The organism is Blattabacterium cuenoti, assembly GCF_014252395.1.
Taxonomy (GTDB): Bacteria; Bacteroidota; Bacteroidia; order Flavobacteriales; family Blattabacteriaceae; genus Blattabacterium; species Blattabacterium cuenoti_AA.
On the sequence record NZ_CP059219.1, the window covers coordinates 157,921 to 183,877 of the forward strand.

The 25,957-nt window shown below is 22.9% G+C and carries 21 protein-coding genes; 17 read left to right on the forward strand and 4 right to left on the reverse strand.

Annotated elements, in window-relative coordinates; translation table 11 throughout:
* Nucleotides 1–28: 28 nt before the first annotated feature.
* The 13 genes from surE to guaA all read left to right on the forward strand — a co-directional run bounded on the left by surE (nt 29) and on the right by guaA (nt 16,984).
* On the forward strand, nt 29–835 hold the full coding sequence (surE, locus tag H0H36_RS00745) for a 5'/3'-nucleotidase SurE (protein WP_185869735.1): 807 nt from the start codon (nt 29–31) through the stop codon (nt 833–835).
* A gap of 18 nt (nt 836–853) precedes the next feature.
* Nucleotides 854–1,804 carry a Holliday junction branch migration DNA helicase RuvB gene (ruvB, locus tag H0H36_RS00750; RefSeq protein ID WP_185869736.1) on the forward strand — a complete coding sequence of 317 codons (951 nt, stop codon included), beginning with the start codon at nt 854–856 and terminating at the stop codon, nt 1,802–1,804.
* Nucleotides 1,805–1,887: 83 nt separating this feature from the next.
* Nucleotides 1,888–3,186 carry an adenylosuccinate synthase gene (locus H0H36_RS00755; protein ID WP_185869737.1) on the forward strand — a complete coding sequence of 433 codons (1,299 nt, stop codon included), beginning with the start codon at nt 1,888–1,890 and terminating at the stop codon, nt 3,184–3,186.
* 12 nt (nt 3,187–3,198) lie between these two features.
* On the forward strand, nt 3,199–4,629 hold the full coding sequence (purB, locus tag H0H36_RS00760) for an adenylosuccinate lyase (RefSeq protein WP_185869738.1): 1,431 nt from the start codon (nt 3,199–3,201) through the stop codon (nt 4,627–4,629).
* A gap of 30 nt (nt 4,630–4,659) precedes the next feature.
* On the forward strand, nt 4,660–8,358 hold the full coding sequence (locus H0H36_RS00765) for a phosphoribosylformylglycinamidine synthase (protein WP_185869739.1): 3,699 nt from the start codon (nt 4,660–4,662) through the stop codon (nt 8,356–8,358).
* A gap of 19 nt (nt 8,359–8,377) precedes the next feature.
* Complete coding sequence (gene purE, locus H0H36_RS00770; RefSeq protein WP_185869740.1) at nt 8,378–8,863, forward strand: 5-(carboxyamino)imidazole ribonucleotide mutase; 486 nt, start codon at nt 8,378–8,380, stop codon at nt 8,861–8,863.
* Nucleotides 8,860–9,597, forward strand: a complete 738-nt coding sequence (purC, locus tag H0H36_RS00775) for a phosphoribosylaminoimidazolesuccinocarboxamide synthase (RefSeq protein ID WP_185869741.1) — start codon at nt 8,860–8,862, stop codon at nt 9,595–9,597. The genes purE and purC overlap by 4 nt, the downstream gene beginning before the upstream one ends.
* 43 nt (nt 9,598–9,640) lie before the next feature.
* Entirely contained in the window at nt 9,641–11,095 is a 1,455-nt protein-coding gene (gene purF / locus H0H36_RS00780; protein WP_185869742.1) for an amidophosphoribosyltransferase, read from the forward strand.
* Nucleotides 11,082–12,065 (forward strand): phosphoribosylformylglycinamidine cyclo-ligase, encoded by a 984-nt coding sequence (purM, locus tag H0H36_RS00785; protein WP_185869743.1) that lies wholly within the window; start codon nt 11,082–11,084, stop codon nt 12,063–12,065. Before purF ends, purM begins: the two co-directional genes overlap by 14 nt.
* 15 nt (nt 12,066–12,080) lie before the next feature.
* Nucleotides 12,081–12,647 (forward strand): formyltransferase family protein, encoded by a 567-nt coding sequence (locus H0H36_RS00790; RefSeq protein WP_185869744.1) that lies wholly within the window; start codon nt 12,081–12,083, stop codon nt 12,645–12,647.
* 12 nt (nt 12,648–12,659) lie between these two features.
* Nucleotides 12,660–14,183: a bifunctional phosphoribosylaminoimidazolecarboxamide formyltransferase/IMP cyclohydrolase gene (gene purH / locus H0H36_RS00795; protein ID WP_185869745.1), complete on the forward strand. Its 1,524-nt coding sequence runs from the start codon at nt 12,660–12,662 to the stop codon at nt 14,181–14,183.
* 5 nt (nt 14,184–14,188) lie between these two features.
* Entirely contained in the window at nt 14,189–15,424 is a 1,236-nt protein-coding gene (purD, locus tag H0H36_RS00800; RefSeq protein WP_185869746.1) for a phosphoribosylamine--glycine ligase, read from the forward strand.
* An 18-nt stretch (nt 15,425–15,442) separates the two neighbouring features.
* Nucleotides 15,443–16,984 (forward strand): glutamine-hydrolyzing GMP synthase, encoded by a 1,542-nt coding sequence (guaA, locus tag H0H36_RS00805; RefSeq protein WP_185869747.1) that lies wholly within the window; start codon nt 15,443–15,445, stop codon nt 16,982–16,984.
* 6 nt (nt 16,985–16,990) lie between these two features.
* Here the strand turns inward: guaA and accD are convergent, their stop codons facing one another.
* Together accD and fbaA are read right to left on the reverse strand one after the other, a co-directional pair.
* Entirely contained in the window at nt 16,991–17,830 is an 840-nt protein-coding gene (gene accD, locus H0H36_RS00810) for an acetyl-CoA carboxylase, carboxyltransferase subunit beta (RefSeq protein ID WP_185869748.1), read from the reverse strand.
* Between the two features lie 5 nt (nt 17,831–17,835).
* The gene (fbaA, locus tag H0H36_RS00815; RefSeq protein ID WP_185869749.1) at nt 17,836–18,903 is read right to left on the reverse strand and encodes a class II fructose-bisphosphate aldolase; all 1,068 of its coding nucleotides are present in this window, start codon (nt 18,901–18,903) and stop codon (nt 17,836–17,838) included.
* Nucleotides 18,904–18,981: 78 nt separating this feature from the next.
* Between fbaA and H0H36_RS00820 the strand changes: the two genes are divergently transcribed.
* The gene (locus tag H0H36_RS00820; RefSeq protein WP_185869750.1) at nt 18,982–21,558 is read left to right on the forward strand and encodes a UvrD-helicase domain-containing protein; all 2,577 of its coding nucleotides are present in this window, start codon (nt 18,982–18,984) and stop codon (nt 21,556–21,558) included.
* A 10-nt stretch (nt 21,559–21,568) separates the two neighbouring features.
* On the opposite strand, the gene lipA is transcribed toward H0H36_RS00820, so the two are convergent.
* Entirely contained in the window at nt 21,569–22,423 is an 855-nt protein-coding gene (gene lipA, locus H0H36_RS00825; RefSeq protein WP_185869751.1) for a lipoyl synthase, read from the reverse strand.
* Nucleotides 22,424–22,514: 91 nt separating this feature from the next.
* Between lipA and H0H36_RS00830 the strand changes: the two genes are divergently transcribed.
* Genes H0H36_RS00830 through H0H36_RS00840 form a run of 3 tightly spaced genes read left to right on the forward strand, consistent with a single transcriptional unit; the run spans nt 22,515 to nt 24,964 of the window.
* Entirely contained in the window at nt 22,515–23,612 is a 1,098-nt protein-coding gene (locus H0H36_RS00830) for a Nif3-like dinuclear metal center hexameric protein (protein ID WP_185869752.1), read from the forward strand.
* A 4-nt stretch (nt 23,613–23,616) separates the two neighbouring features.
* Nucleotides 23,617–24,420: a zinc ribbon domain-containing protein gene (locus tag H0H36_RS00835; RefSeq protein WP_185869753.1), complete on the forward strand. Its 804-nt coding sequence runs from the start codon at nt 23,617–23,619 to the stop codon at nt 24,418–24,420.
* A gap of 1 nt (nt 24,421) precedes the next feature.
* Nucleotides 24,422–24,964 (forward strand): thioredoxin family protein, encoded by a 543-nt coding sequence (locus tag H0H36_RS00840; protein ID WP_185869754.1) that lies wholly within the window; start codon nt 24,422–24,424, stop codon nt 24,962–24,964.
* On the opposite strand, the gene H0H36_RS00845 is transcribed toward H0H36_RS00840, so the two are convergent.
* Nucleotides 24,948–25,955, reverse strand: coding sequence for a DHH family phosphoesterase (locus H0H36_RS00845; RefSeq protein WP_185869755.1), 1,008 nt, complete (start codon nt 25,953–25,955; stop codon nt 24,948–24,950). The genes H0H36_RS00840 and H0H36_RS00845 overlap by 17 nt on opposite strands.
* Nucleotides 25,956–25,957: the final 2 nt, after the last annotated feature.

Consider the following 25,957-nt stretch of genomic DNA (forward strand, 5'->3'; position numbering starts at 1 on the left):
ATAAATATTTTAGCTTTCTTTTCTAAAAATGAACAATAAACCAATTATTTTAGTTACAAATGATGATGGAATTAGAGCACCAGGAATTAGAGCACTTGTACATATTATGAATTCTTTAGGAGAAGTATATGTAGTAGCGCCAAATAAACCACAATCTGGAGTAGGACATGCAATAACTATGGATTCTGTATTATATTGTGATTCTATAAAAATAGATAAAGGAAAACAAAAAGAATGGGAATGTTCAGGTACTCCAGTAGATTGTGTAAAATTAGCTATTAATAACATTCTTCCAAGAAAACCTGATATTTGTGTATCTGGAATAAATCATGGATCAAATTCTTCTATAAATATTATATATTCAGGAACTCTTTCTGCTGTTATAGAAGCTAGTATAGAAGGAATTCCATCAGTTGGTTTTTCTCTTCTAGATTTTGATTGGAATGCTGATTTTGAAGCTTCAAAAAAATATGTATATAAAATTGTAAAAAAAATAATTTATAATCCTATTCCAAAAAAAATAATGAGTCTCAATGTTAATATTCCTAAACTAAAAAAAGGACAAATAAAAGGAATTAAAATATGTAGACAAGCAGAATCTAAATGGAAAGAAAGCTTTGAAAAACGTTATAATCCAAAAGGAAGAACTTATTATTGGTTATTAGGAGATTTTATTAATTATGATGAAAATGTAGATACTGATGAATGGGCATTAAAAAATGGATATGTATCTATAGTTCCTATTCAATTTGATTTAACAAATTATTCCATACTAAATATTTTAAAAAAATATAAGATTTTTTTATTATTTATTTGTATACATGTTTTATTTTAAATAAATAAATAATAAATTGTGTCATATTTTTTAGAAAAATCTTTAAATCCAAAAAAAATTCAGGATTTTGTTGGACAATGTGATATTTTAGAAAACTTAAAAATTTTTATACAAGCAGCTAAAAAAAGAAATGAAGCTTTGGATCATATATTATTTCATGGACCTCCAGGATTAGGAAAAACTACATTATCTTATATTGTAGCTCATGAATTATGTGTTAATATTACTGTAACTTCAGGATCTATTTTAGATAAACCTGGAGATCTAGCTGGATTACTTATTCATCTGAAACTGAACGATGTCATTTTTATAGATGAAATACATCGTTTATCTCCAATAGTTGAAGAATATTTATATTCAGCTATGGAAAACTATAAAATAGATATTATTATAGATTCTGGATCTAATGCAAAATCTGTACAAATTGATTTATTACCTTTTACTTTAATAGGAGCAACTACAAGATATGGATTAATTACGTCTCCTATGCGTTCTAGATTTGGTATTAATTTTCGTCTTAATTATTATAAAAAAAAATTTTTAAAAAATATTATCACACAAAATGCTATATTATTAAATATACCTATCACAGAAGAAGCATCATATGAAATAGCTAATAGAAGTCGTGGTACTCCACGTATAGCAAATAGTTTGCTTCGTAGAATTCGTGATTTTGCACAAATAAAAGGAAATGGAATTATTGATATAAATATTTGTAATTTAGCTTTACAAGCTCTTAATGTAGATAAACATGGATTAAATGAAATGGATAATAGAATTTTATTATATATTATAGATCATTTTAAAGGAGGTCCGGTAGGTATAAATACTATAGCAACAGCAGTAAGTGAAAATTCAGAAACAATAGAAGAAGTTTATGAACCTTTTCTTATACAAGAGGGGTACTTAATAAGGACTCCTAGAGGAAGAATAGTTACAAATTTGGCATATCAACATTTAAAAAAATAATTTTGAAAAAAAATAATATAAAAATATTTTTATTATTTATTTATATTTAACTTTGTTATTAAGTATAAAAATCGATAAGTATCATGCCTTCAAATGTTATTGTTGGTCTCCAATGGGGTGACGAGGGAAAAGGAAAAATTACAGATTTATTTTCTAAAAATTCAGATTATGTAATACGATATCAAGGAGGAAATAATTCAGGTCATTCAATTCATATTAAAAATAATTATTTTATTCTTCATTTAATTCCTTCTGGAGTAATTTATCCTTATGTTAAATGTATTATTGGTCCTGGAGTCGTTATTGACCCTAAATATTTGATTCAAGAAATAAAAAATTTGAAATTAATGGATATTAATACTTCTAAAGTTTTTATTTCTAAAAGAGCACATATTACTATGCCTTATCATCGTTTATTAGATCAATATCAAGAGGAATTTTTAGAAGATCAATCTATAGGAACTACACATCGTGGAATAGGTCCTACTTATGAAGATAAAATAGCTCGTATAGGAATCCAAGTATTAGATTTTTTAAATCCAAAAAATTTTTATAAAAAATTAAAATTTAATATAGATTTAAAAAATAAAATTATTACAAAAATTTATAAAAAAACGGCTATATCTTTTGATACCATTTATCAAGAGTATATAGAATATGCAAAATATATTTCTGATCGTATTATAGATGCAGTTTATGATATACATAATGCTTTTAAAAATAAAAAAAAAATTTTATTTGAAGGTGCTCAAGCTATGTTATTAGATATTAATTATGGAACATATCCATATGTAAGTACTTCTTCCGCTTCTACAGGAGGTGTATGTGTTGGTTCTGGAATACCTCCTAGTTTTTTAACTAATTTTATAGGAATAGCAAAAGCATATTGTACACGTGTAGGATATGGACCATTTCCTACAGAAATTGTAGAAAATGAAGTTGGAAATTTAATACGTAAAAAAGGAAATGAATATGGAACAACTACAAAACGTCCAAGACGATGTGGATGGTTAGATTTGATTGCTCTTAAATATTCTTGTATGATTAATGGTATTAATTATTTAATAATAACCAAACTTGATGTTTTAAGTCAATTAAAAATTATTAAAATATGTGTAAAATATAGATTTTATGGAAAAATTATTCAATATTTTCCAGCAAAAATAGAAAAAGATATAGAATGTATTTATATAGATTTTCCTGGTTGGGAAGAAGACATATCACATATTTGTGAATATGAAGATTTACCTAAAAATTGTAAAAAATATGTTAAATTTATTGAAGAGTATTTAAAATTAAAAATTTTATTAATTTCTGTAGGATCTGAAAGAAATCAAAATATCATTAAAAATAAATCTTCATTTTTAAAAATTTTTTCTTAAATATTTTTTTTTGTGAAAAAATATAAAAATCCTTTAGTAGAACGATATAGTAGTAAAGAAATGCTATACAATTTTTCTCCAGAAAAAAAATTTTTTACTTGGAGAAAATTATGGTACTATTTAGCAAAAATTCAAAAAAAATTAGGATTAAATATTAGCGAAGATCAAATACAAGATTTAAAGAATCATTTATATGATATTGATTGGGAAAAAGTTTCTTTTTACGAAAAAAAATTCCGTCATGATGTCATGGCTCATTTATATGCTTTTGGAGAAAAAGCTTATAAAGCTAAACCTATTATTCATTTAGGAGCTACTAGTGCTTTTTTAGGAGATAATACAGATATTATTTTAATACGTGATGGATTAGAAATTTTATTAAAAAAACTAATTAATGTAATTTTTCGTCTTAGAAATTTTACCTTAGAATATCATAATCTTCCTACTTTAGCCTTTACTCATTATCAACCAGCTCAACTTACTACTGTAGGGAAACGTTCTGCTTTATGGATACAAAGTATTCTTCTAGATCTAGAAGAATTAGAATTTAGATTAAAAAATATTCATTTCAGAGGAGTAAAAGGAACTGTAGGTTCTGCAGATAGTTTTAAAAAATTATTTAATGGAGACTTAGAAAAAATAAAATATTTAGAAAAAAAACTATCTAATAAATTTGGATTTAAAAATGTTTTTCCAATAACAGGACAAACTTATGATAGAAAAATAGATTCACAAATATTAAATTTATTATCTAATATTTCTCAAACTTCTCACAAATTTAGCAATGATTTACGTTTACTGCAAAACTTAAAAGAAATGGAAGAACCTTTTGAAAATGATCAAATTGGATCTAGTGCAATGGCTTATAAACGTAATCCAATACGTAGCGAACGTATTGCTTCTTTAGCAAAATATGTTATTTCTTTATCTAATAGTTCAGCTATAGTTTCTGCTACTCAATGGTTAGAAAGAACTTTAGATGATTCTGCAAACAGAAGATTGGTTATAGGACAATCATTTTTGGCAGTAGATTCTATTCTACTGATTTGGAATAATATATTAGAAAATATTTTAGTATACCCTAAAATCATTAATAAACATATAAAAGAAGAACTTCCATTTTTAATAACTGAACACATCATTATAGAATGTGTAAAAAATGGAGCAGATAGACAACAAATTCATGAAAGAATACGAATTCATTCCATGAAAACAAATTCTAAAATAAAATTAGAAGGAAAAGAAAATGATTTCGTAAAACGTATATTGTGTGATAATCAAATACCAATTCATGAAGAAAAAATGAATGAAATACTTAATCCTAAAAATTTTATAGGATTTTCTTCAGAACAAACTATAGAATTTATTAATAAAAAAGTTAATCCTGTATTAAATAAATTTTATAATTTAATTGATTCTAATCAACCTAATATAGATATATAGTAGCATAAAAAAATAAATGACTATATAAAAATGAATTTTAGAATTTATATACAAAAAAAAATTCCTTTTGATATTGATTCTATAAAATTATATCAGGAATTTAAAAATATGGATATTTCATTATCTAGAGTAATTATTTATTATGTATATGATATCCATAACATAAAAAAAGAACTTTTCTTAGAAAGTTTATACAAAGTTTTTGTAGATCCTGTAACAGATATTTTACATAAAAAAATACATTTTCATAATCCATACTTTTATATGAAAAATTTTACAGGAAAATATAATGATAGAGAAAATGCTGCTATACAATGTATAAAAATTATAAATCCTAAATTATTATCTAATAATATCTCTATAAAAACTAGTTTATTAGTTGAATTGATTGGTATGAATGAAAAAGATAATCTTAATAAAATTAAAAAATATTATAATGGTTTCTTTTTTTATAAAAAAAATAGAAAAAAAAAATATATTAAAACTATAAATAATTTTGTTAATTTTTCTATTGAAAAAATAAATAAAATTAAAAAAAAATGGAATTTATCTATAGATAAAAATGATTTATTATTTATACAGAAATATTTTGTTAAAGAAAAAAGGAACCCAACAAAAGAAGAATTACATATTTTAGATGCTTATTGGTCAGATCATTGTCGTCATAGAACATTTTTTACTACATTAATAAATATATCTTTTCATGGATTATTAAAAAATACATATGAAGACATTTTTAATAAATATTTAAAAGATAGAAAATATGTAAATAAATCTAATTTACCTATTAATTTAATGGATATATCTAATCTTCCTTCTATAATTTTTTATAAAAAAGGAAAATTAAAAAATTATGTTTTATCTAATGAACATAATGCTTCTGCAATAATGATAGATGTAGATATAGTAGGGAGTAATAAAAAAGAAAAATGGTATTTATTATTTAAAAATGAAACACATAATCATCCTACAGAAATTAATCCTTTTAGTGGAGCTTTTACTTGTATAGGAGGAGCTATTAGAGATCCATTATCTGGAAGAGCATTTGTATATCAAGGACTTAGATTAAGTGGAGTATCTAACCCTATTATAAATACAAAAATTTTTCATGAAAAGTTACCACAAAATCAAATATGTTATGAATCAGCTTCTGGTTATAGTTCTTATGGAAACAAAGTTGGATTAGCTACTACTCATGTTAATGAAATTTATCATAAAGGATTTAGAGCTAAAAAAATGGAAGTAGGTATGGTTGTAGGAGCTGTTCCTATAAATTTTATAAAGCAAAAAGAACCCAAAAAAGGAGATGTTATTTTATTAATTGGAGGATTAACAAGAAGAGAAGGAATTGGAGATGCTACAAATTCTTCTAAAGTAGAAAATTTTAATTTAAAAAATGTAAAAGAAGGTATAAAAGGGGATCCTATAACAGAAAGAAAAATTCAAAGATTTTTTAGAAAAAAAGAAGTAACCTATTTAATAAAAAAATGTAATGATTTAGGAGCAGGAGGTATTGCAGTAGCTATAGGAGAACTAAGCGATAGTTTAGTTCTTTATTTAGATAAAATACCTACTACTAAAAATTCATATTTAGAAGCAATAGAAATTGCACTTTCTGAGTCTCAAGAACGTATAGCTGTAGTATTAAATTCAAAAGATGTAAAAAAATTTATTCGTTTAGCTAATGAAGAAAATATAATATCTACACCTATAGCTAAAATAACTGATAATAAACGGATCATATTTTATTATAAAAAAAAAGAAATATTGAATATAAAAAGTTCTTTCATGAATACTAGAGGATATAATAAAAATCAATCTATTATTGTTAATTCACCTACTTCAATTTCTCCTTTTAAAAAATCAAAAAAATTTTTATTTAGCGAAAAAACATTTTTAAAGTTTCTTTCTAAATTGAATATAGCTTCTCAAAAAAGTTTAGTAGAAATGTTTGATAGTACTGTAGGAGCTACTACAGTTTTAATGCCTTTTGGAGGAAAATATCAAATGACTCCATCTGAGGGAAGTGTACAAAAAATACCTATTTTACAACAGTCATCTACAACAAATACAGTTAGCATAGTTTCTTGGGGGTATCATCCTGATGTTTCTACTTGGAGTCCTTTTCACGGAGGGGCTTATGCTATAGTAGAATGTATTTCTAAAATTGTTTCTATGGGAGGAAATTATAGAAATACTTATTTTAGTTTCCAAGAATACTATCAAAAACTAGGAAATGATCCAGAAAACTGGGGAAAACCTTTTTCTGCTTTATTAGGAGCTTATCATGCTCAAATGTCTTTAGAATTAGTTTCTATTGGAGGTAAAGATTCAATGTCTGGAACATATAAAAATATACATGTCCCTCCTACTTTGATTGCTTTTGGAGTATGTACAGGTTCATGTTTAAATATAATTTCTCCTGAATTTAAAAAAATAGGAAATAAAATTTATTTATATAATCATCGTTCATTAAAAAACGAAATGCCAGATTTTGATTCTATAAAAAAAGCATATGATAAAGTTTATGAAGGTATTTGTTCAGGAAAAATTGTTTCTGTTAAAACTATAAAAGATGGAGGAATTTCTATTGCTATAGCCAAAATGTCATTTGGTAATCGTTTAGGAGCAATTATAAACTGTAAAGAACATTTACTTGAAACAAGTATAGGTTCCTTAATTATAGAATCTTCTTCTACAATTTTAGATAATAATTTTATTCTAATAGGAGAAATCATATCATCTAAAAATATGATTATTAATGGTATATCAATTAATATTAACAAATCTATAAAAAATTGGTTAAAAACTTTATCTCCTATTTTTTCTTATAATGAAAAAAATAATGAAAAAAATAATGAAAAAAAAATAGATATAAAAGTAAAAAATAGAAAAAAAAATAATATAATATGGAAATGTAAATATAAAAAAAAAGGAATACCAAGAGTATTTATTCCTATATTTCCTGGAACAAATAGTGAATTTGAATCTATTCGTGCATTTAAAAAAGAAGAAGCTATAGTAAATACTTTTGTATTCAAAACCTTATCTAATAAAGATATTATTAAATCTATTTTTCATATTAAAAAACATATAGAATCCGTTCAAATATTTATGCTTTGTGGAGGTTTTAGCGCTGGAGACGAACCAGATGGAGCAGGAAAACTTATTGTTTCTATATTACATAATCCGTATATTAAAGATGCAATTCAAAATTTTCTTGATAAAGATGGATTAATATTAGGTATTTGTAACGGTTTTCAAGGACTTATAAAATCTGGATTATTACCCTATGGAAAAATTTGTTTAAGAAACGATGAATCTCCTACATTAACATATAATAAAATAAAAAAACATATATCACAATGTGTTCATATTAAAGTAATATCTGATAAATCACCATGGTTAAATGGAATGAAAAATAAAATATATACTCTTCCTATTTCTCATGGAGAAGGTAGATTTTATGCTAATGAAAAAATCATAAATGTTCTATTTAAAAAAAATCAAATAGCTACACAATATGTAGATTTACAAGGAAATCCTAGTTTAGATAGACTTTATAATCCTAATGGATCTATTGGAGCTGTTGAAGGCTTATTAAGTGAAGATGGAAAAATTTATGGAAGAATGGCACATCCAGAACGTTATGATTATCAATTATTAAAAAATATACCTAATCTTCATAAAGATCCTATTTTTAAAAATGCTGTGCAATATTTTTCATAAAAAATTAAAATAAAAAAATATGAAAGTAGCTATATTTCTTGGAAGCATTTCTGATAAATCAACTATGAAAATAACAGCAGAAATACTTAATAAATTTAATATAAGTTATAAGTCGTATGTTATTTCTGCACATAGACTTCCTGATACCTTATCTAAGGTAATAAAACATATAGAATCTGAAAATACAGATGTAATTATAGCAGGAGCTGGATTATCAGCTCATTTACCAGGAATAATATCTTCAAAAACTATATTACCCGTTATAGGTGTCCCTATTTATAATAGTAATAATGGATTGTTAGGAGGTATAGATGCACTTTTTTCCATGGTACAAATGCCTAAAGATGTTCCCGTTGCTACAATGGGTATTAATAATTCATATAATGCAGCTTTATTTGCTATTCATATTTTATCTATAAAATATAAAGAAATAAAAAAATCACTTATAAAATTTAAAATGAAAATAAAAGAAAAATTAATAACTGAAGTAGAGCAAAATTTATGATTATGAGTACTTCCATAATTAAAAAAAATCTTTTACTAGAAGGAAAAACAAAAAAAATATATGCTACTAATAATCCATTTTATGTTATTGTTCACTATAAAGATAATATAACAGCTTCAAATGGACTAAAAAATAATTTTTTACAAGATAAAGGAATTTTTAATAATGAAATAACTACATTTATATTTAATTTTCTAAATTCTTGTGGAATAAGAACTCATTTTGTACAAAAAAAAAATAATAGAGAACAATTATGTCATAAAGTAAATATGATTCCTTTAGAATTTGTTGTTCGTAACATAGTTGCTGGAAGCATGTCTAAACGTTTAGGAATTAAAGAAGGAAAATATATATCAAATGCTATTTTTGAAATTTTTTATAAAAATGATAAATTAAAAGATCCATTGATTAATGATCATCATGCTGTTTTTTTAAATATAATTTCTTATGAAGAATTAAACATTATTTATCATATTATATCAAATATAAATAAAATTTTAAAAAAATTTTTTTTGGATAAAAATATAATATTAGTAGATTTTAAAATGGAATTTGGTAAAAATGATCAAAATAAAATTTTACTTTCTGATGAAATTAGTCCTGATACTTGTCGTTTTTGGGATAAAAAAACAAAAAAAAAGTTGGATAAAGATCCATTTAGGATCGGACTAAAAGAAAATATACTTGACATTTATATGGAAATACTGAAAAGATTAAATGTTATAAAAAATTAATCCATTATGTATAAAATATATTCTTTTTCCATAAAAAAAAAAGATGATATATCAATTATTCCCTATAAAGGAAAAAACTGATAAATTTCATGATGAATGTGGTATTTTTGGAATTTATTCTCCTAATAAAGTAGACACATTTTCTTTAATCCAATTTGGATTATTTGCATTACAACATAGAGGACAAGAAGCTTGTGGTTTCTCTGTTTTACGAGATGGATTTATTATATCACATAAAAGTGAAGGACTTGTTTTAGATTTTTTTAGAAAAATTTTAAATTCTGAATGTTATCATGGAAATGCAGCTATTGGACATACTCGTTATTCTACAGAAGGAGGACAAAGTAAAAAAAATATACAACCATTTTTTGGAGAAAATATTTATGGTAAAAGTACTATATCTATAGTACACAATGGTAACTTAGTAAATGCTCAATATATTCGTAAAAAATTAGAATCTGAAGGTGTTCATTTTATTTCAGAATATTCAGATTCTGAAGTCATTTTACGTTTAATACAAAAATATTTACTAGAATCAAATTCTAGTTTAGAAAAAGCTATTAAAAAAACTACTCTTGATATTAAAGGAGCTTATTCTGTAATAGTACTTATGGATAATAAAATAGCAGCATTTCGAGATCCAAATGGTATACGTCCTTTATGTTATGGAATATTAAATGAAAAAACTTACATATTTAGTTCTGAAACTTGTGGAATAGATTCTATAGGAGGTATTTATATTAGAGATTTGTTTCCAGGAGAGATAATTTTAGTAGATAAAAAATCTATTAAATTTTCAATGATTAGAAAAAAAAAATATATAAAAAAAAGAATATGTTCTTTTGAGTATATTTATTTTTCTCGTCCAGATTCTTTAATTGAAAATATAAATGTTTATGAAATTAGGGAAAAAAGTGGAGAAAAACTTTATGAACAGCATCCAGTAGAAGCGGATGTTGTTATTGGAGTACCAGATTCTGGAGTACCAGCAGCTATTGGTTATTCTAAAGCATCTGGCATTCCTTTTAAACCAATTCTAGTTAAAAATAAATATATTGGTAGATCTTTTATAGTTCCTAAACAAGAAATGCGTGAGAAAATGGTAAACTTAAAATTAAATCCTATTTTATATGAAATAAAAGAAAAACGTGTAGTTATTATTGATGATTCTATAGTTCGTGGAACTACTAGTCGTAGATTAGTTTTTATCTTAAGAAAAGCAGGAGCTAAAGAAATTCATTTTAGAAGTGCTTCCCCTCCTATAATAGCCCCTTGTTATTTAGGTATAGATACTCCAAGTAGAAAAGATCTTATTTCATATACTAATATAAAAGAAAATATAAAAAAAATATTAAATGTAGATAGTTTAGAATTTTTAAGTATGAATAATATAATAGATATACTTGGAAGTAATAATTATTGTTTTGGTTGTTTCACAGGAATTTATCCAGTTTATAAAAATATAAATTGTACAAAAATTAACCATGAAAAAAAGTAATCATATCATATGTAAAATTAATGAAATTATAAAAAAAACTTATAATAATAAAGTAATTAGCTCATTAGATCATTTTTCTGGTTTTTATAAAATATATGAATGTGGATATAAAGAACCCATTTTAGTATCTGGAGTAGATGGAGTAGGAACAAAACTACGTTTAGCTATTAATTATAAAAAATATGATTTAATTGGAGAAGATTGTTTTGCTATGTGTGTAAATGACGTTTTATGTCATGGTGGAATTCCTTTATTTTTTTTAGATTATTTAGCTTGTGGAAAATTAAACTCTACTATTATAAAAAAAATAATAGAAGGAATAGCTAATTCTTGTAAGAGAACGAACACTTGTTTTATTGGAGGAGAAACAGCAGAAATGCCTGGTATTTATAAAAAAAATGATTATGATATTGCTGGATTTTGTGTAGGTATTGTAGAAAAAAAATATCTTATAAATGGAGAAAAACTTATTAAAAAAGGAGATATTTTGATAGGACTTCCTTCTTCTGGTGTACATAGTAATGGTTTTTCTTTAATTCAAAAAATATTTTCTACAAATAATTTTATAGAAATTTTTCAAAAAAAACCTTTTTATGAAACTCTTTTAATTCCAACTAGAATTTATTATTTTCCTATTCATATTTTATTAAAAGAATTTTCAATTCATGGATTAGCTCATGTTACTGGAGGAGGTATACCAGATAATTTATCTAGAATTCTTCCTAAAAATTTATCAGCTATAATAAAAAAAGAAAATATTCCTATTCAACCCATTTTTAATTTTATTCAAAAAAAAGGAAATCTATCAGAAAAGAAAATGTGGAATACTTTCAATATGGGAGTAGGAATGATAATTATTATATCATCTAAAGAACAAAATTCTATTTTGTATAAATTACGTTTTTTAGGAGAAAAACCTTTTATATTTGGTAATATAGTGAAAGGTAATAAAAAAGTTTTATTTAAATAATATTTTCATTTTTTTATGAAAAAAATAACTATTTTAGTTTCTGGAAAAGGAACCAATATGCAACATATTTTACAAGCAATTGAAAACGGTATTCTTTCTAATTTTATAGTAAATTTAGTTATTTCTGACCGATTTTGTATTGCTATTAATCATGCATCAAAAAAAAATATCAATACTATTTCTTTAGAAAAAATTAAAAAAAAATTTCTTTCTAAAGAAATAAATCATATACTTGTAAAAAATATTCCAGATATTGTAGTTCTTTCTGGATTTTTGTCTATACTTGATGCAAAATTTTGTAAAAAATGGTTTGGAAAAGTAATAAATATTCATCCTTCACTTTTACCTAAATATGGAGGTATAGGTATGTATGGAATAAAAGTACATCAAGAAGTTTTAAAAAATAAAGAAAAAATATCAGGTGCTACAGTTCATTATGTGACAGAAAATGTTGATTTAGGAAACATAATTTTGAAAAAATCATGTAAAATTTCTTCAAAAGAAACTCCAATATCTTTATCAAAAAAAATTTCTTTTGTAGAAAAGGATATATTAATTCAATCAATAAAAAATTGGAAATAATTAATATTTTTTATGAAAAGAGCTTTAATTAGTGTTTATCAAAAAAACGATCAATTATTCGATTTTGTTAATTTTTTATACAAAAATGGATATGAAATTATTTCTACTAGTGGAACTTTACAATTTTTAATAAAAAATGGATTATCCAATGTAATAGATATTACGGATATTACTTCTTTTCCTGAAATTTTGGATGGAAGATTAAAAACATTTCATCCTAATATTTATGGAGGTATTTTAGCAAATCGTTCTATTGAAAAACATATAAAATCTATTCATTCTCATAATATTCATTTTATTGATATTGTATTAATTAATTTTTATCCATTTTTAGAAAAAAAAAATGAAAAATCTATTAATTCTTTGATTGAATTTATAGATATAGGAGGTCCTTCTATGCTTCGTGCAGCAGCTAAAAATTTTTTATATGTTACAGCAATTGTAGATAAAAATGATTATAAATCGGTACAAGATGAAATAACTCAATATGGTTCTACTTCTTTAAAATTAAGAAGAAAATTAGCTGGAAAAGTATTTAATTTTACTTCTTCTTATGATTCTGCTATTTCTCAAATTCTTTCAGAAAATGAATTTCCTTATTATTTGCATTCATCTTTTGAGAAAAAAATGAATCTACGTTATGGAGAAAATCCTCATCAAAAAGCAGCTTATTATATCAATACTCTTTATAAAGGATCAATGAGTAATTTTACTCATTTGCATGGTAAAGATCTTTCATTTAATAATTTACGAGATATGGATATAGCTTGGAAAATTGTTTCTCAATTTACCGATCCAGCTTGTTGTACAGTTAAACATTCCAGTCCTTGTGGAGTAGCTTTAGGAAAAAATATTATTGAAGCATTTAAAAAAACTTATTATGCTGATACAATTTCTTCTTTTGGCGGAATAATGGCTGTTAATGTTCCAGTAGAAAAAGAATTAGCAAAAAAAATTAATCATATTTTTTTAGAAGTTATTCTTTCCCCATCCTTTTCAGAAGAAGCATTAAATATTTTAAAAATAAAAAAAAATATTAGAATTATCAGTATAAATCAAGCAATTTCAGATAAATTTGAATATGTACAAATAGATGGAGGTATTTTAGTACAAGAAATAGATAATTGTAATGAAAAAGATGATAATAATTATAGAATAGTTACTAAAAAAAAATTTTCTAATGAAGAATTAAAATCTTTGTTGTTTGCACAAAAAGTAGTGAAATATGTGAAATCTAACGCTATTGTTGTAGCTAAAAAAATGCAAACTTTAGGTATTTCTGGAGGTCAAACTAATAGAATTTGGGCTGCTTCTCAGGCCATAAATAGAGCTATAGATAAAAGTAAAGAAGGATTAGTTTTAGTATCTGATGCTTTTTTTCCTTTTAGAGATGTAGTAGATGAAGCTATTCGTTCAGGAGGAATACGTGCTATTCTTCAACCAGGAGGATCTATACGTGATAAAGAATCTATAAAAGCTTGTGATGATTATGGAATTGCTATGGCTTTTACTGGAAAAAGACATTTTAAACATTAATTATAATGAAAATTTTAATTCTTGGAAACGGAGGACGTGAACATGCTATTGGAAAAAAATTATTTGAAGATAATCCTTCTATAAATATTTATTTTTATCCTGGAAATGGAGGTACTAGTCTAATAGGAAAAAATATTGAAAATTATCATTCTACATTAGAATTAGGTTTTTTTGCTAAAAAAAATGGAATAGACATAACTATTGTAGGATCTGAAATTTTTTTAATGGAAAAAATAGTAGATATTTTTCATGATTTTGGACTAAAAATAATTGGACCAAACTATTTATCTTCTCAACTTGAAGTGGACCGTTCTTTTTCAAAAGATTTTATGAAAAAATATGGAATAAGTTCTCCAAAATATGAAGTTTTTTCTTGTTATGACAAAGCTGTTTCTTTTTTAGAAAAAAAAACAAAACCATTAGTTATTAAAACTAATGGAATAGCTGGAGGAAAAGGAGTTTTTTTAGTTAAAAACAAAAATGAAGCTAAAAAAGCTTTAAAAACTATTATGATAGAAAAAAAATTTGGAAATTCTGGAAATAAGATAATCATAGAAGATTATTTGCAAGGAATAGAAGCTTCTATTATATCTATTTTCAATGGAAAACATATTATTCCTTTTATATCAGCTAAAGATTATAAAAAAATTGGAGAAAATGAGATTGGAGTAAATACAGGAGGTATGGGATCTATTGTTCCTAATCCATATATGACTAATTCTGTTTGGTTATATTTTAAAAAAAATATATTAAATCCTACTTTAAAAGGATTAATTTTAGAAAAATTAATTTTTTTTGGATTTTTATATTTTGGATTAATGATTACTTCTAATAAAGTTTATTTGTTGGAATATAATGTTCGTATGGGTGATCCTGAGACTCAAGCTTTGTTACCTTTAATGGAAAGTAATTTATTAAATATTATTCAGTCTATTTTTTTGAAAAAAAAAATATATATTTCTTGGAAAAAATTATACTCTTGTTGTGTAGTTTTATCCTCTAATGGATATCCAGAAAATTATGATATAGGAAAAATGATATCAGGATTAGACTCCTTAAAAGAACCTTTTTATATTGCTGGAGCAAATAAAAAAAAAGATAAATGGATAACATCAAGCGGACGTGTTTTGAATATAATTGGAATAGGAAATACTCTTAAAGAAGCAAGATATAAAGCTTATGATAAAGTAAAAAAAATAAAATTTGATAATTTGTATTTTAGAAAGGATATTGGTTTATAATTTTTTTCAAATACAAAAATGAAAAAAGACTTGATTATTATATTAGATTTTGGATCTCAATATAGTCATATAATAGCAAGAAGAATTAGAGATTTAGGAGTTTATACTTTGTTATATTCTTATGATATTTCTATACACAATATTTTATCAAAAAAACCTAAAGGAATTATTTTATCAGGAGGACCTTGTTCTGTTTATGAAAAAAATTCACCATTAATATCTAAAAATATTTTTAAATTACATATACCTATACTTGGAATTTGTTATGGTATGCAACTTATTTCTTTTATTTTAGGAGGAAAAATAGAGGAATCTAAATATAAAGAATATGGAAAAGTAGATTTTACTATAGATAAAATTAATGATTTATTTTACAAAATACCAAAAAAATCTATAGTTTGGATGAGTCATTTTGATGAAATAAAAGATCTTCCAAAAGAATTAAAAATTATTGGTCATACTTCATCTTGTCGCGTTGCAGCTTTAACTCATATAAATAAAAATATTTATGCAGTTCAATTTCATCCAGAAGTACAACATACAAAATTTGGAATATTTATATTAAAAAATTTTATTTTTCGTATTTGTAAATGTAATTCAAAATGGAAAATAAATAATTTTATAGAAAAATCTATAGATAAAATAAAAAAACGTGTTTACGGAAAGAGAGTCATATTAGGATTTTCTGGAGGTGTAGATTCCTTTGTTTCTGCTTATTTAATTTATAAAGCTATTGGAAATTATTTAAATTGTATTTTTGTAGATACAGGATTTCTTTTAAAAAAAGAAAAAGAAAAAATATCTTTATTATGTAAAAAAATAAATTTGCCTATTAAAATAATAGATGCTAAAAATAATTTTTTATCTAGTCTAAATGGAATTAGTGATCCTGAAATGAAAAGAAAAATAATAGGAAAAGAATTTATTTCCATATTTCAAAAAGAATCAGAAAAAATTGGAAATGTTGAATTTTTAGCTCAAGGTACTATTTATTCAGATATTATTGAATCTTCAATATTTTCATCAAATAAATTAAGTTGTTCTATAAAATCTCATCATAATGTAGGAGGACTACCTATTTCTATGAAATTTAAATTAATAGAACCATTAAAAGAATTATTTAAAGATGAAGTACGAAAAATAGGAAAAAAATTAGGGTTACCAAAAGAAATTTTATATCGTCATCCTTTTCCAGGTCCTGGATTAAGTATTCGAATTATTGGAAAAATAAATGAAAAAAAAATTATAATTATAAAAAAAGCAGAAAATATTCTTTATGAAGAATTAAATAATTATAATATATATGATACTGTAAATCAAGCTTTCATTATTTTATTACCTATTAAATCTGTTGGAGTTATGGGAGATAAACGAACATATGAATATACAGCAGTATTACGTGTCATTAATACGGAAGATTTTATGACTGCTACTTTTTCACATTTATCTTACGATTTTTTAGAAAAAATTTCAAGTAGAATTATTAATGAAGTAGAAGGAATTAATAGAATGGTATATGATATAACCTCTAAACCTCCATCTACTATTGAATGGGAATAAATAAATTTATATCATCATAGAAACCAAATTATATATATTTTTTTTCAATTCAGTTCTGTAAGAAATAATATCTATAAAACCATGATCCATAAGAAATTCAGAAGTTTGAAATCCTTCTGGAAGATCTTTTCCTATCGTTTCTTTAATAACTCTAGGCCCAGCAAATCCAATAAGAGCTCCTGGTTCTGCTATATTAATGTCTCCAAGTAAAGCATAAGATGCAATTACTCCTCCTGTAGTTGGATCTGTAAGAACAGATATATAAGGAATTCCAGCATCACGTAATTGAGTTAATCTAGCGATTGTTTTAGCCATTTGCATTAATGAAAAAGAAGATTCCATTATTCTTGCTCCTCCAGATTTAGAAATTAATATATAAGGATATTTTTTTTCAATACAATATTTTATTGCTCTAGATATTTTTTCTCCTACGACAGAACCCATAGATCCTCCTATAAATAAAAAATCCATACAAGATATCACTACATTTAATCCTTTTATTTTTCCTACTCCTGTTCTAATAGCATCATATAAATTAGTTTTTTTTCTAGCCTCATTTATTCTATCTGTATATTTTTTATAATCTTTCCATTTTATAGGATCTTTGCTCATTATTTTAACATTTATTTCTAAAAAATTTCCATGATCAAAAAGAATTTCAAAATATTCTTTACTATTAATTCTTACGTGATATCCATCTTCTGGGCTTACATAAGCATTTTTTTTTAATTCCTCTGTATCTATTATTTTTCCACTAGGAGTTCTATACCACAGACCTTTTGGTAAATCTTTTCTATCTTCAATAGAAGTTACTATATTCTTTTTTTTTCTTAAAAACCAAGCCATAAATTTTATAAAGTATTAATATTATTCATTAATTCAAAATATTTTTTTAAAATAATTTTAAATGATTTTTCTCCTTCCCTTAACCATACTCTTGGATCATAATATTTTTTATTAGGTATATGTTCTCCTTCTGGATTACCTATTTGTTTTTTTATATATTCTTTATTTTTTATTATATAATTTCTTACTCCACATGTAAAAGCATATTGTAAATCAGTATCTACATTTATTTTAACAACTCCATAATTAATAGCTTCTTGTATTTCCTTTTTAGAAGATCCAGAACCACCATGAAAAACTAAAGAAATTGGTTTTTTTTTGGAATTAAATTTTTTTTGTACATAAATTTGTGTTTTTTTTAATATTTCAGGACGAAGAGTTACGTTTCCAGGTCTATAAACTCCATGTACATTTCCAAAAGAAGCAGCAATAATAAAATTATTACTTATTTTCATTAATTTTTCATAAGCATAACAAACTTCTTCAGGTTGAGTATAAAGTTTATTATTTTCTATATTAGAATTATCTATTCCATCTTCTTCTCCTCCAGTTACACCAAGTTCTATTTCAATAGATATTTTATTTTTATTCATCCTATTAAAATATTTTTCACAAATACTAATATTTTCTTGTAAAGTTTCTTGAGAAAGATCTAACATATGTGAACTAAATAATGTTTTTCCAAAAATTTTATAATATTCTTCATTAGCTTTTATTAGTCCATCTATCCATGGAAGAAGAGCTTTAGAACAATGATCTGTATGAAGAATAACTGTAGCTTTATAAAATGATGCTAATTCATGAATATGCATAGCACATGCTATAGATCCTTTTATAGCTGCTTTTTGTTTATAATTATTAAGTTTTTTTCCAGCATTAAAAATAGCTCCTCCATTAGATAATTGAATTATTACAGGAGAATTTATTTCTGCAGCTGTTTCCATTACTGCATTTATAGTATTAGATCCAACAACATTCACTGCAGGTATAGCAAAAGAATTTTTTTTAGCATATTCAAATATTTCTTTAACAAGATCACCAGTGATTACCCCAAAAGGAAATTTTTTAGACATGTATTTAAAATTTATTTTAAAGGATAAACAAATGTAAAAAAAAGTATTTTATTACCATATAATGATTAATTTTTTATTATGTTATTTCCATCTACACTAAAAATATGTAATGCTTCAGCTGGTTCAGGTAAAACATTTTTGTTAGTAGAAAACTATCTTTATGTTATATTAAAAAGTTCAAATCCTGAAGAATTTAAAAAAATTTTGGTTTTAACTTTTACAAAAAAAGCTTCTGAAGAAATGAAAAAAAGAATTATACAATGTATAAAATCTTTTTCTAGTAAAAAAATTAGAAAAGAAGATTATTTATTGTTTAATAGGCTTTCAGAAGATTGTAAATTAACAAAAGAACAGTTATATGAACGTTCTATAAAAATATTATTTTCAATTTTACATGATTTTTCTTGTTTTTCTAGAAATATTAGTACTATAGATAAATTTAATTATCATATTATTCGATCTTTTTCTTCTTATAAAGAACTTACTTTAGAAATGAATATAGAAAGATTATTATCGAATATAGTAAAAAGTATTTTACATAAATTATGCAACTCAGAAAAATGGTCAAATGTATTAGTGGAATTTTCTTTAGAAAAATTTAATAATGGTAAAAATTGGGATATAAGTAAAGAACTATTTAAAATAGCTCGTATAATGATAGAGGAAAATCATTTTTTTCCTATAAATAAAATTAAAGGATATTCTTTAGAAGATTTTATTCAGTTAAAAAATATTTTAATAAAAAGAACTAATAAATTTGAAAAAGAATGTAAAAAACAAGGAAAAAAATTTTCTAAAATTTTAGAAAAAAATTTTATTTATAATAATTCATTCATTTATTCAGATTTACCAAAATTTTTTCAAAAACTACAAAAGGGAAATATTATTTTTAATCTTTTCAACGAAAGACTTGAAAAAAATATACAAAAAGGAATACTTTTTTCTAAAAATTCTATAGAAAAAAATCAAAAAATTTTAATTGAAAAAAATAAGTATAAAATACTTTCTTTATATAAAGAAACAAAACATATATATAAAAAAAATATATCATATTATATTTTAGATCATTTTTTTTTAAAAAATATTAATATACTATCAATAATAAATGAAATAGAAAAAGAATTTAATATATTTAAAAATGAAGAAAAAATTTTTTTAAATATAGAATTAAATAAAATTATTTATGAAAAGATTATTAAGGATACATTTCCAAAAATTTATGAAAAAATAGGAATACGGTATAAATATTATTTTATAGATGAATTTCAAGATATTTCATATTTACAATGGAATAATATTAAAATTTTAATTGAAAATGCCATATCAGAAAATGGATCAGCTATTATAGTAGGAGATCCCAAGCAATCTATATACCGATGGAGAGGTGGAGATGCTAAACAATTTATTAATTTAATATATTCTTATACAAATGTTTATTATAAAAAATTAGAAAATTTAAAAACTAATTTTAGAAGTTATGAAGAAATAGTAAAATTTAATAATTTGCTTTATCAATCTTTATCTAAAATTTTTAATATTACTGTTCATAAAAACATATATAAAAATTCAAAACAAAAAATATTTAAAAAATATGGAGGATATGTGGAATTAAATTTTGTTAAATATTTAGATAAAGTTAAGGATTACAAAGAGTATATTTATTTAAAAATAAAAAATAGAATAGAAAAATTACTAAAACAAAAATATGCATTATCTGATATTGCTATTTTAGTTAGAAATAATAAAGAAAGTTATTTTTTATCTGAAAAACTTGTTAAAGATGGATTTAATGTAAATACTTCCGTTTCTTTATTAATAAAAAATCATTTAGAAATACAAATAATTATAAATGTTTTTTATATTATTTCTAATCCAAACTGTTATCAAAAAAGAGTTGTTTTAATTTTTTTATTGTTAAAAAATAAATTTATTCATATAAAAAAAATAAAAAAAAAAATTACTAATTTTATTATAGATATTCTTTTTTTACCATTAGATTTATTTTTAAAAAAAATATTATTAAATAATTCATTAACGTTAAAAAAATTATATAATAAATCTATATATCATATTTCAGAGGAAATAATTAAATCTTTTCATTTATTAAATAAACATAATTCTGCATCTATTTATTCTTTTTTAGATTTTGTTTATAGATTTACAGAATATTCTATTATAGATTTTATATATTATTGGGAACATAAAAAAGAAAAAGAAAGTATTGTTATTTCTGATAATATAAATTCTATTCGTGTTATGACTATTCACAAATCTAAAGGATTACAATTTCCTGTAGTAATTATTCCTTTTACAGATTGGAATATATTTTCTAAAAAAAAAGAAGTTACATGGATCAATGTAAATCCTAATTTATATCATGGATTAGATACTATTTATTTAGAAATAGGACCATATTTAAAACATATAAATGATAATAAAATACGTAATCTTTATGAGGATTATTTATCTAATATTAAATTTGATAATATCAATTTATTATATGTAGCTACTACTCGTTCAATTGAACAACTTATTTTATTTTCCAAACTAGTAAATAATAAATCATCTATATCCTTTTATATTAAAAAATTTCTTCATGAAAATAAAATTTGGAATGAAAAAAAAAATATTTATTCTTTTGGAAAAGATAACTAATAGTTATAATTTATTTTACATGTTTTTCTGCATGATAAGAAGAACGTACAAATGGTCCACTTTCTACATATTTAAAACCCATTTTTAATCCTATTTCTTTTAATTTTTTAAATTGTTCTGGTACAACAAAAAAACTAACTGGATAATGTTTTAAGGAAGGTTGTAAATATTGACCTATTGTTAATATATCTACTTTAGATTTTTTTATGTCTTCCATTGTTTTTAATATTTCTTCTTTTTTTTCTCCTAAACCTAACATAATTCCTGTTTTTGTACGAATATTTTTATTTTCTTCTTTTATATATTGTAATACTTTAAGACTACGATCATATTTAGCTTGTATACGTATTTTTTTTGTTAATCTTGAAATTGTTTCCACATTATGAGAAATAACTTCAGGTTTAATTTCAATTATTTTATCTATTATTTTTTTTTCTCCTTTAAAATCAGGAATTAAAGCTTCTATTGTTATTTTTGGATTTAAAAATCGTATTTTTTGTATAGTTTTAACCCATAAAGAACTTCCCATATCTTTTAAATCATCTCTATTAACAGAAGTTAATACTGCATGTTTTATTTTTAATATTTTTATGGATTTAGCAACCTTTTCTGGTTCATTCCAATCTACTTTTTCAGGATGTCCAGTTTTTACTCCACAAAATTTACAAGATCTTGTACAAATATTACCCAATATCATAAAAGTAGCTACTCCTTTTCCCCAACATTCTCCTATATTAGGACAACTAGCACTTTGACAAATAGTATTTAATTTATGTATAGAAACTAGTTTTTGTAATTCATTATAATTTTTTCCCATTGGTAATTTTACTTTTATCCACTTAGGTTTTTTTTTTAAAAAATTCATAATTATTTTTTTATTTTATTTATACAATAATATTATAAAAATCAATTTTTTTTGATAAATTTGTCTATATGGGTCTATTTTTAGATAAAAAATGTTAGTAAGAGATATAGCTAATAAATTAGAAAATTTAGCACCTATAGAATATGCTGAATCTTATGATAATGTTGGATTGATAATAGGTTATCTACATCAAAAAGTAAAAAAAATATTAATAACTTTAGATATAACTGAAGAAGTTATTGATGAATCAATCAATAAAAAATGTAATCTTATAATATCTTTTCATCCTATTATTTTTAAACCAATAAAAAATATAACTGGAAAAACGTTTTCAGAAAGAATAATAATATATGCATTAAAAAATGACATATCTATTTATGTAATACATACAAATTTAGATTTCGTATGGGAAGGAAATATATCTTATGTATCTAAGTTATTACAAATAACTAGAAATAAAGTACTTTTTCCAAAAAAAGGAACTATAAAAAAATTAAATACTTATGTTCCTAACAATTATGTAGAAAAAGTACGTAATTCTTTATTTGAAGCAGGAGCTGGTAATATATCTAATTATAGTCATTGTAGCTATAATTTTGATGGATTCGGTACTTATATGGGTAATAAAAAAACTAAACCTTTTTTTGGTCAAAAAGAAGTTTTTCATATAGAAAAAGAGGCTTGTATTAGTGTAATTTTTCCTTCTTTTAAATTAAATAAAATAAAAGAAGCTCTTTTTAAGAGTCATCCTTATGAAGAAATAGCTTACGAAATTTATAATATAGAAAATATAAATCCTTATATAGGAATAGGAACAGTAGGTTATTTAAAAGAAAAAATGAATGAACATGAATTTCTTTTTTTTATAAAAAAAAAAATGAATTTTCCTTGTATTAGACATTCTCATTTTACTGGTAAAAAAATTTATAAAATAGCGATGATTACAGGTTCTGGAAGTTTTGGTATTGAAGCGTCTATAAAAGAAAAAGCGGATGCATTTATTTCCTCTGATTTAAAATATCATGATTTTTTTAAATATGAAAAAAAAATGTTGATAGTAGATGTAGATCATTATGAATCTGAAAAATTTACTAAAAAATTACTAAAATATTTTTTAGATAAGAATTTTCCTTCTATTTCTGTTTATGAGTCAGAAGTAAATACTAATCCAATTAAATACTTTTTTTAATATTATGGGTCATAAAATACAAGAAGCTGCTATAGATATAGCAGATAAATTAAGAGTATTATATAATCTTCAATTAATAGATTCTCGTATAGATGAAATAAAAAAATTTCGTGTAAATATTCCTATGGAGATAAAAAGTTTAGAAGAAGAAGAATTTCAAATGAAAGAAAATTTAGAAAATATTTATGAAGAAATAATTTATCTAAAAAATAATATAGAAAAACAAAATAAAAATATTAAAATATCAGAAATATTGATCAAAAAATATGAAAAACAAAAGGATAATATAAAAAATAACAAAGAATTATATTCTTTTAATAAAGAAATTGATTATCAAAAATTAGAAATTCAACTATACAAAAAAAAAATTAAAGAATTAGATATAAAAATATATAAAAAAGAAGATTTTTTAAAAAAAAATAAAAATGTTATAAAAAATAAAGAAGAACATATATTTCATAAAAAAAAAGAACTAAATCAAATTTTATCAGAAAATAATAAAGAAGAAAAAATGTTACTAGAAAAATCTTTATTTTTTTCTAAAAAAGTGGATAATAATTTATTAAAAACTTATAATAAGATAAGAAATGGAGTAAAAAATGGAGTAGCTGTTGCTCCAGTGCAAAGAGGAGCTCCATTAGGTTCTTATTTAGCAATAACACCGCAAAAATATTCTGAACTTATACAAAGAAATAAATTGTTAATAGATGAACATAGTGGAAGGATATTAATAGATTCTGAATTAGCTGAAGAAGAAAAGAAAAAATATCTTGTCTTTTGTTCTAAAAAAAAAAAAAATAAAAAATAATATGGTATTAACTTATTCTTCTAAAGAAATTAAAATAAAAATAAAAAATTTTGAATTATTAGAAGTTTTTTCTGAAAAAAAAAGATCTTTAAAAGATTTTTTTTCAGAAAAAGCTACTGTAATTATGTTTATTTGTAATCATTGTCCATATGTTAAACATATTAATGTAGAATTAATTCGTTTGGCTAATGATTTTATTCCAAAAAAAATATCATTTTTAGCTATCAATTCTAATGATTTTAATAATTATCAAGAAGATTCTCCTGAGAATATGAGAAAATTAGATTATCCATTTCCTTATTTTTTTGATGAAACACAAGAAGTAGCTAAATATTATGGAGCTAAATGTACTCCTGAATTTTTTATATTTTCAGGATCTGGAAAATTATGTTATCATGGTCAATTAGATGATTCTAGACCTGAAAATAAAATACCCGTTACAGGATATGATGTAAGAAAAGTATTAAACAATATTTTAAAAGGAATAGATATTGTACAAACAACCAAAGTTAGTTATGGATGTAATATTAAATGGAAAATATAATATCTTTTTTATAAGAAGGAATAATACTTAAAAAGTATTTAATAGTTTCAGATAAACTTTTTTCTAATATTCCTCCTGCTGCATTTTTATGTCCTCCTCCTCCAAAATGTTTTCTAGCAAATATATTTACATCAAAGTTACCTTTTGAACGAAAAGAAATTTTTATGGGAGATTTTTTTGTTTCTTCAAAAAAGAAAACAGAAAATACAATATTCTTAATACCTAATCCATAGGTTATAATACCTTCAGAATCTCCTTGTTTATATGAATAAAAATTACTATCCGAATAACTTATACTTGTATAAGCTGTACGATATTTTTTTATAATTTTTAATTTTTTCAAAGCTTTAGATAAAAGTTTTAATTTATTTTCATTATATTTTTCTTGTAAATGTCCATAGATTTCATCTATATTAATTCCTTTTTCTATTAATTTACCGGCAACAAAATGAGTTTCTGAAGTAACAGATGGAAAACGAAAATATCCTGTATCGGTCATTAAACCAACATATAAACATGTAGCTATTTTTTTATCTATTTTATCTAAATGATTCATATCAGATATAAATCTAAATACTAAAATACTGGTAGCTGATACTTTTGGATCTGAAAACATAAAATCAAAATGAAATGGAAAAGGATGATGATCTATAAGTATTTTTTTTGCTTTTGAATATAAAAAAAAATTTTTAAATTTTTTTATTCTTAATAAATTATTAAAATCTATAATAAAAATAAAATCAGAATTTAAAAATTTTTTTTTTATTATAGATTGATTTTTTTCTGAAAAAATAATAATATCTTTAATTCCTGGAAGCCATTTAAAATATTCAGGATATTCTGTAGGTGATATTAAATCTACATCATGTTTAAGTTTTCTTAAATAAAATAAAAGCGCTAAAGAAGAACCTAAAGCATCTCCATCTGGATTATTATGTGGTAATAATATAATTTTTTTTTTAATTTTTCCATTAATAATAGAAAATAACATAA